The organism is Maribacter orientalis, assembly GCF_900109345.1.
Classification (GTDB): domain Bacteria; phylum Bacteroidota; class Bacteroidia; order Flavobacteriales; family Flavobacteriaceae; genus Maribacter; species Maribacter orientalis.
In genome coordinates this window covers 1-5,649 of the sequence record NZ_FNZN01000016.1, presented here as the reverse complement: position 1 = coordinate 5,649, position 5,649 = coordinate 1, and the positions used below count along the sequence as shown (strand labels likewise).

Sequence of the window (5,649 nt, the reverse complement as noted above, 5' to 3'; positions counted from 1 at the left end):
TGGATTTGGCTTTTAAAATGAAAAGATAAAAACAAAACAAAAAGCTTTGGCTACATGTGCAGACGGAAACGAAAAGTTTCCTTGCCTGCCCTACTTGCCATAGCTTAAACGTTATGTCTCACCCTAAAAACGACACTGAATGAATAAAGTACCAATAGGACTTAAAAGAGCAGCGACACTCTGTATTTTGAGAAACAAGGACAAATTCCTGTTGCTCAAAAGACTTAAAGAGCCAAACAAAGACAATTTTACACCAGTTGGCGGCAAACTTGACCCTTTTGAAAGTCCTTTAAAGTCAGCCATACGTGAGACTTTTGAAGAAACAGGAATTAAAGTTGATACAATGAAGTATTGTGGGATTTTGACAGAAACCTCTCCGACAGAATACAATTGGACAGGCTATGTATATATCGCAGATATTGATATTGTTGAACCACCAAATTGTAACGAAGGGACTTTGATGTGGATTGGCTTTGAAGACTTATTGAAAGTGCCAACGCCAAAAACTGATTGGTATATTTACAAGTATATTCTTGACAACAAACCTTTTGCATTTAGTGCGGAATATGACGGCAAGCTTAACCTTTTGTCAATGACAGAAGAAATTGAAAATAAAGTAATTATATGACAAGACCAAGAGTTAAAATTTGCTGTATAAGCAGTATTGAAGAAGCAAAATTAGCCGTTGAATACGGTGCTTCTGCATTGGGTTTAGTCGGACATATGCCAAGTGGACCAGGCGTCATTGGAGATGAACTCATTTACCAAATCGCCAAGACAGTTCCACCGCCTATATCAACTTTTTTGCTAACAAGCGAAACGAAACCTCAAGACATTATCGCACATTACAAACGAGTTCAAACTTCGACTATTCAAATTGTGGACGAGTTAGAAAAACGAGAGTATGAATTGATTCGCAAAGAGTTACCAAATGTAAAATTGGTTCAGGTTATTCATGTTATTGACGAAAATTCAATTAAAGAAGCCATTGAAATTTCAAATTACGTTGATGCTATTTTATTGGACAGTGGAAATCCAAACTTGTCGGTCAAAGAATTAGGTGGAACAGGACGAACTCATAATTGGGAATTGAGCCGAGAAATAAGAAAAGCAATTCCAATTCCTTTGTTCCTTGCAGGCGGACTAAACAAAAACAACGTAAGACAAGCAATCGAAACAGTTCAACCTTTTGGGCTTGACCTTTGTAGTAGTGTTCGGACAGAAGGACAACTTGACCGACAAAAATTAAAAGACTTTTTCAATGCAATTGGGCACTGAAAAATACGACAAAAAGAAGGGCGAAGGCATAACACTGTATATGCGATAATGCTCCCTAAACGGTCGCACTACGCATATACTAAACGTTATCTGCAATGAAAAAAAACGGAGAAAGCTGAAAACCGATTAGAGTAGGCGAATAAAAAAATATAATTATGGCAAACTTTTACTGTAAATGTTGTGGAATAAAATACACAAGCGTTTCAAGTTTAACTTCAGGTTCTTGCTCTAAAAATCCAGAAGGCAAAAAACACGCACTTTATGAAGGGAGCGAAAAATCAAAATATGTTTGTAAATTTTGTGGTATAAAATACACAAGTTTAAGCAGTCTTTGCTCTGGTTCTTGCTCAAAAAATCCAACCACCAAAAAACACAGTCCTGCGTTGTAAAATGGAAGAAATTATAAAAGAACATATTTCAAAGGAATATGAAGGACAAGAACATATTTTGGATGGAATAGTTAGCACACAACATTACGAACTAGCTAAACCAAAAATATTATGGATTTTAAAAGAACCTCATAGTGGAAACGAGAGCTGGGATGTGCGAAAAAGGATTCAAACTTTAAGAGAAAACGACAGAATTGCCATAGGATTCGATAAAACATTTACAAGAATCGTATATACAACCAACGCAATTCTAAATAATATTCCTTGGAGTGAAGGTAGAATACGTACAAATCCAGAAATGATAGACGAACTTCAAAAAATGGCTTACATAAACGTTAAAAAAACTGGTGGAGCATCAAAGACAAAACCTATAACTTTGGAACAAGCGTATAATAAGTCAAAAGACATTTTATTTAAGCAAATCGAACTAATTAAACCGGACGTTCTAATCTTCGGGGGAACATTTTATCTTTTTGAAAAGGATTTAGGACTTCCGAAACTGAACATATATGGTAGTGGAACTTGTCACGCACAATCTAAAAACGGTCAAATTTTTCTTAATGTTTACCATCCCCAAAAGCCTGTTATTACTAAAGATTATGTTGACGATATAATGTTAGCAGTAAAAAATGAAAGAAAACTTGATGGAAAATTCTAAAACTCAAAAAGAGAGAGTAAATAAAATTCTTTTAATTGGGCAAAACATCGAGTTGACATTAAAATCCATTTTAAACTTAAAACCCGATTTAATTAATTCTCAACAATATGAAATGGCTAGTGAATTACATATTGTTGAGTTGAAAATTAAAGAAGCCCAAATAAAATTGAAAAAGTACGTGAAAAAAAACACAGCAGATAACAATGTATATAAAACATAGCTAATATAGGCTTACCGAGAGGTTTTTGTGTATTTTCAAGGTCGCCAAATTTTTAAATTTGGCTTTTTGAGAAAATTAAGATAAAAAGAAAAATTAAAAATTCGGCTTGTGTATTATCCGAAAGGTTTTAGCTTTTTTCAGCGCTACTTTTCATATACGAGAAGTTGGCATTAATATTAAAAAATCTTCATAATTGAAAAATACCTACACGAATGTTTGAAGGAGTAAAAAATGGAGCTGGCCTAATTTCCGCATCCTTTAAGACATTTCGACAATACCCAATATTGGGATTTCCAATCTTTGTTGTTTGGCTAATTTATGCCCCATTAATAATCTATTTTAAATGGCACTTTAATTGGGACATGTATAATAATAAAGCCCAGTTTATGATTCTTTTTTTAATCATTTACTTTTTGGCTTTTATTCTTTCCATTTCATGTTCAGTAATGTTAGAATTATTACAACAAAAGGAAACAGGAAAGAAGTTCAATCTAGCAAAAGCAATTCTTATTACATTTTCTTACAACCTAGTTCCAATAATGTTTCTCTCTTTGGTATGGAGTTCTATTTGGTTCATATTAGTGGTCATAAAACTTTTCATTAAAGATAAAAGTAGTCAGTCAGAGGAAAAAAGTGCTGAGAATGTAGCTCGAACCTTAGCAGGGTCTAATGATTCCTTTGGAACCTTTTCAATTGATTTATTATTAAAAGGTATTAGAATGGTTGTTTTCCTTATTATTCCTGCCTTTGCCTGGGAAAATAAAGGGATTCGTCAATCGTTTAGTCGTGGCTTTGAAATTCTTGGACAAAGAAAAGCTGAATTTTTAGGTGGATTTACACTTTCGCTCGCAGTAGAATTTATAATATTTCTTCCTGCTGGGATAATGTTCTATTTAAGCGATAAAGGAATAGATTTTCCTGACTGGAGTTGGTTTATTTGCATTTTCTACGTCGGACTTGCATGGAGTTATTCAATCTACTTGGAACAAATGTTTGCGGCCGAACTATATCTATGGCAAATGGCTTATGAAAAAGAAGTCGCGATTTGGACTAAAAAGAAAAGCGAATATGGAGAGTTCAAAGATACTTATCCTGATTTTGCCAAGATTCGAAGACCTTCGATTATTGATAACATTCCTGACTTAAAACCGTAAAAATACTAATGCCAACAAAACCTAAACGTAATGCGGACTTTAGGGCAAAACCGAAAGGTCTGTGTATATTTATAAAGTCGCTAAATCTTATGGATTTAGCTTTGGACAAGAAAAAATAAAACTAAACAATAAGCTTTAGCTTCGTGCTAAGACGGAAACGAAAAGTTTCCTTACTTCCGCACTACGCTTAGCTAAACCGTTATGTGCAATTTAAAAAATGACAACAAAGGAAGAAAAATATATTCTTGACCAATTTAAGACTTGCTATAAATCTTTCCCAGAAGGTGAAATTCAAAAGACGGAAAAGCCCGATTTTATAATTCAAACTGCTAAAAATAGAATTGGGATAGAGCTTACCGAGATTTTTCAGGACTCACATAACGGTCATTCAAAATACCAACAACGCTCATCGGACAGAAGTAAGTTCACGGAAAAATTAATTCTTGAGCTTCAAAAATTTGTTGATTTTACTTTTCATATTTCAATACATTTCAGCGATTTTCATCATTTAAAAAAGGCTGAGGAAAAACAATTAATAAAGAAAGCCTTTAAAGCTTCTGTTAATCACTTGATTCAACTAAAAAATAAGCAGGGAGTATTAATTGAAGACTTTAGAAAGCTACCTGAGGAAATAGATTCTATCCGGATGGGACGCTATGATGGACTCGAAGAATCTTATGACGAAAAACCAGATGGAGGAATTGTTTCAGATATGACCAATGCTCATATTGAACCAATAATTATGAAGAAGGAAAAAAAACTTAAAAATTATCAAGAATGCGATGAATATTGGTTATTGATAAAAGAAGGTAATTATTATGCAGGCACTTTTTCTGATATTAAAGTTGAATACCCCATAAGTACTAGCTTTTGCAGAATATTTTTATTTCGCATAAACAAATCAGAGATAATAGAACTGAAATAAAAAAAGCACATAACACAACCTATAAACAAAACGGGCTTCGGGCTAAGTTATAGGATGTGCGTATATTTAGAATGTCGCGAAATCTTTGGGATTTCGCTCTGACACAAAAAGGAAAAAACAAAACCAAAAGATTTCGCTATGTGCATGGCGGAAAGCAAACGCTAGTTTGCTCCCGTACTGTTTATAGCTAAACCGTTGTGGTTAATTGATAAAAATGCGAATAATCGAGATTAACGGAAATAAGTTTTCAAATATGAACGGATTTTATCGAGAGGTGGAATCCAAAATGACTTCTGAATTGAATTGGAAAATTGGACGGAATCTAAATGCGTTTAATGATGTTCTATATGGCGGATTTGGAGTTCATGAGATAGACGAAAAATATATCCTTAAATGGCATCGAAGTGAAAAAAGCAAATCGGAATTAAAACATTTTAACCGAATAATTGAAATTATTAGAGAACACGAGAATATCGAATTACAACTGACTTAAATGCTATTCTGGAAAACTGAAAATAAAATTGAACCTAAAAAGGACTTTTACTCTAAAATTAAAGAGTATTACATTGGACTTTCGGACAACCAAATCCCGAATGAATTACTAGATGAAATAATTTTAAAAGTAACAGACCAAATTTATGGTGATTACAAACGGTTTTGGAAGCAGTATCCAAAATCAAGAAAAAGATATTCGACCTTAAAAATGGATGATATTGAACATCCATCTATTCATTTTATGGTTACTGATTTTCTGAATCAAAAAAAGATTTCAAAATCAAGGGAATATTCAAAGATTTTATTCAAAATGAATGATGAGGAATTTGATAAGCATTTAGACTATAAAAATTGGTATGAAACAAAATAAAAACTAACCACAACAAGATGTATAGTGCATGCGAAGCACGCACCATACATAGACCGTTACCACACATTTGGTACGATATACAAACATCCTTTACAAAGTTATAGAAACATCGTTTACACTTTTTAAGTTGCATTTGGAACCAACATTCAGATGCTATGCC

Annotated in this window: 8 protein-coding genes; all 8 read left to right on the top strand. The window is 33.2% G+C overall.

All coding sequences use genetic code 11. The features are described from left to right. Positions 1–139 precede the first annotated feature (139 nt). The 8 genes from BMY56_RS18290 (at position 140) to BMY56_RS18250 (ending at position 5,489) form a co-directional block, all read left to right on the top strand. Positions 140–628, top strand: coding sequence for an NUDIX hydrolase (locus BMY56_RS18290; RefSeq protein ID WP_091627699.1), 489 nt, complete (start codon positions 140–142; stop codon positions 626–628). Next, the gene (locus BMY56_RS18285; protein ID WP_091627696.1) at positions 625–1,278 is read left to right on the top strand and encodes a phosphoribosylanthranilate isomerase; all 654 of its coding nucleotides are present in this window, start codon (positions 625–627) and stop codon (positions 1,276–1,278) included. The genes BMY56_RS18290 and BMY56_RS18285 overlap by 4 nt, the downstream gene beginning before the upstream one ends. Positions 1,279–1,668: 390 nt before the next feature. Then, on the top strand, positions 1,669–2,325 hold the full coding sequence (locus BMY56_RS18275) for a hypothetical protein (RefSeq protein ID WP_091627691.1): 657 nt from the start codon (positions 1,669–1,671) through the stop codon (positions 2,323–2,325). Then, positions 2,312–2,545 carry a hypothetical protein gene (locus BMY56_RS18270; RefSeq protein ID WP_177171000.1) on the top strand — a complete coding sequence of 78 codons (234 nt, stop codon included), beginning with the start codon at positions 2,312–2,314 and terminating at the stop codon, positions 2,543–2,545. Before BMY56_RS18275 ends, BMY56_RS18270 begins: the two co-directional genes overlap by 14 nt. Positions 2,546–2,757: 212 nt before the next feature. Continuing rightward, positions 2,758–3,699, top strand: coding sequence for a hypothetical protein (locus tag BMY56_RS18265; protein WP_091627685.1), 942 nt, complete (start codon positions 2,758–2,760; stop codon positions 3,697–3,699). Positions 3,700–3,916: 217 nt separating this feature from the next. Further along, the gene (locus BMY56_RS18260) at positions 3,917–4,624 is read left to right on the top strand and encodes a hypothetical protein (RefSeq protein ID WP_091627683.1); all 708 of its coding nucleotides are present in this window, start codon (positions 3,917–3,919) and stop codon (positions 4,622–4,624) included. Positions 4,625–4,838: 214 nt separating this feature from the next. Then, positions 4,839–5,117: a barstar family protein gene (locus tag BMY56_RS18255; protein ID WP_177170999.1), complete on the top strand. Its 279-nt coding sequence runs from the start codon at positions 4,839–4,841 to the stop codon at positions 5,115–5,117. Next, positions 5,118–5,489 carry a hypothetical protein gene (locus tag BMY56_RS18250; RefSeq protein ID WP_091627680.1) on the top strand — a complete coding sequence of 124 codons (372 nt, stop codon included), beginning with the start codon at positions 5,118–5,120 and terminating at the stop codon, positions 5,487–5,489. It abuts the gene before it with no gap. Positions 5,490–5,649 lie beyond the last annotated feature (160 nt).